Source organism: Chromohalobacter sp. 296-RDG (assembly GCF_029889885.1).
Taxonomy (GTDB): domain Bacteria; phylum Pseudomonadota; class Gammaproteobacteria; order Pseudomonadales; family Halomonadaceae; genus Chromohalobacter.
In genome coordinates this window covers 1-2457 of record NZ_JARANY010000141.1, presented here as the reverse complement: position 1 = coordinate 2457, position 2457 = coordinate 1, and the positions used below count along the sequence as shown (strand labels likewise).

At 54.9% G+C, this 2457-nt stretch carries 3 protein-coding genes; all 3 read left to right on the top strand.

Annotated features, from left to right (window positions below):
* Nucleotides 1–296: hypothetical protein (locus tag OP495_RS17160; protein ID WP_280570961.1), on the top strand; the 296-nt coding region annotated here is incomplete at its 5' end.
* A gap of 393 nt (nucleotides 297–689) precedes the next feature.
* A complete protein-coding gene (csy1, locus tag OP495_RS17155; protein ID WP_280570960.1) occupies nucleotides 690–2066 on the top strand; it encodes a type I-F CRISPR-associated protein Csy1 in 1377 nt (458 codons plus the stop codon).
* A partial coding sequence (locus OP495_RS17150) for a type I-F CRISPR-associated protein Csy2 (protein ID WP_280570958.1) occupies nucleotides 2059–2457 on the top strand: 399 nt, incomplete at its 3' end. The genes csy1 and OP495_RS17150, both read left to right, overlap by 8 nt.

Here is a 2457-nt window from a genome sequence, read left to right as displayed (position 1 = left end):
CCGACGAAGGCGGCGAAACCTGGACACTGCATCGCGTGGAAGATGGCGCCAAACGTGGCGAAACGCTCTACGTAGAAGTCGAAGAAAGCCTGATGGCGCGGATAGACCTGGAGCATGAACGGGGCGAGCGCATTCAGCCCTGGGGCGCCGATGACTACCTGACCGCGCTTGCCGACCTTGCCGAAGACCTGGATATCTCGCTCGACAGAGCCGCACGCACGTTCGGCACCGTCAATGCGCCCGAGAGCACACATGGCTGGCGTTATCACCCCGTGTTGGGGTTTGTGAAAAAGTGAGGGCTGGCCTGAGGCCAGCCTGCGCTGCCTGTGCGGCAGCAAACAATTGATAGCGTTAGGTGATATTTCTGAGCTGCTTTTCGGCAGGCATAAGATCATAGCACAGGGCGACAAAGGAAAGACTAACGAATTTATAGATAGTGTAAGATGATAGGTTGACTTTTACCTTTTGACTGCTAGGCTTGAAGTCACTGGGCGGTGGCGGCCGCCCAGTGGCGAGACAAAAATGGTCTGATAGCTGTGCTGTAGCAGTAAGGAGGTGAGAGGGTGATTGGCTATTGCTCCGTTAGGAGGGTATAGATTTCTACCCAAACAGCTCCGAGGTTTTTGCCTCGGAGTTTATTGTCCCATTAGCGCTTGTTTTTACCAAGCCTCATCTCGTAAGGACATGTTATGCCGACTATGTCTGGTGGCTGGCAGGAGCTCCGTGAGTTAATTGACGCGTTCTTGAAAGAGCGCTTCGATACCAAAGCGGAAAAACTGGCTACCGATGATCCCAAGTACCAAGCGCTGGTTGAACAGTTTCAGCGTGAAAACTGGCTCCAAGACGCTGCGCGGCGTGTCAGCCAGTTGCAAGTCGTAACCCACTCGCTCAAACCTATTCATCCAGATGCAAAGGGCTCTAATCTCTATGCGCCCCCAGAGTCTCTGGCTAAGCATCAAGGGGTGGGAAGCCATGTGTTACCGGCGGATTTCGATGGCGATGTCGTAGGTAATGCTGCTGCACTCGATGTATACAAATTCTTGAAACTCGAGTGTGACGGCAAATCGCTACTGGAACGGGTATTAGAAGGGGATACTGAGCTTGAGCATGCCTTGAGTGACATTCCCGAGCAATCACAAGCGTGGATGAACGCCTTTGCTGGTATTACCGAGCCTCGCGGTGAGCACGCCTCCCATACCCTTGCCAAGCAAGTGTACTGGATGACGGGGGAAGATGCCGCCGATGATGATGACTTTCATCTACTGGCGCCGCTCTATGCGACCTCGCTGGCACATCAAGTCTTTCAGACGCTCAGTCATGATCGGTTTAGCGACGAGGCCAAAGCAACGCGGAGAGCTAAGCGCGAAGGGGATTTCGCCGAGCAAAATGTGCATGATTATCCCGATCTTGCTGTGCAGAAAATGGGTGGCACAAAGCCACAGAATATCTCGCAATTGAATAGTGAGCGGGTCGGTAATAACTACCTTTTAGCTTCGCTACCGCCTAGCTGGAACGTTCGCGATATTCGTCCACCGCTGAAAGTCGAGTCAGTACTAGACGACCCCGGAATATTTGGTTGGCGCAAGGAGGTGCGGGGACTGGTCGGTGACCTGAAGCGATTTCTGGACACCAAGCCCAACACGGATATGCATACCCGTGATCTGCGCGATGACTACACCGCCATGATCCTGGATGAACTCGCGCTATTCACGATGCAGATGCACGGACTTCCACCGGGCTGGAGCGCCGACGAAAACTGTCGCCTGGCGATAGAAGAAGCCTTCTGGCTGGACCCTGGCCGTGCGCGGGACGATCGCGAATTTCGCGACGCCCGCAATAGCACCAACTGGCCTGACGAGATTCGACGGCGATTCGCCAATTGGCTCAATGCGGCACTTGGCGGCAAGTTACCCTTGGGAGATGTGGAATTTCGCCATTGGCACAAGGAACTTGCCCGGGATGCCACTCAGCAACGCCTGCTTGATAGTGACCGCCGCTGGATGGAGACCTTGATGGACGATCTGGAAAGTCTCGACGATTGGCAGGAGGAGGAAGCCAATGAGTAGCGTTAATAACCTTCTGGTACTGCCGCGTCTCCGCATCCAAAACGCTAACGCGATTTCCAGCCCGATGACGTGGGGGTTTCCGGCCATGAGTGCGTTCGTGGGCATGATGCATGCGCTGGAACGCAAGCTGGCGGCGGCGGATATCAACGTATCGTTGGAACGTGTTGGGGTGATCTGTCACGACGTCGAGGCACAAGCGACCGAAGGCGGTTATACCCGCGCGTTTCACCTCACTCGCAACCCTGTCGATAAAACCGGTGGTACAGCTTCCATTGTCGAAGAAGGGCGTGTCCATCTGGACATCACCCTGATATTTGCGATCACTGCCAAGGCGACGGACGAGCAGCGTCAGCAGATTGCACAACAAGCGGGGGATATCGTGGCCGGTATG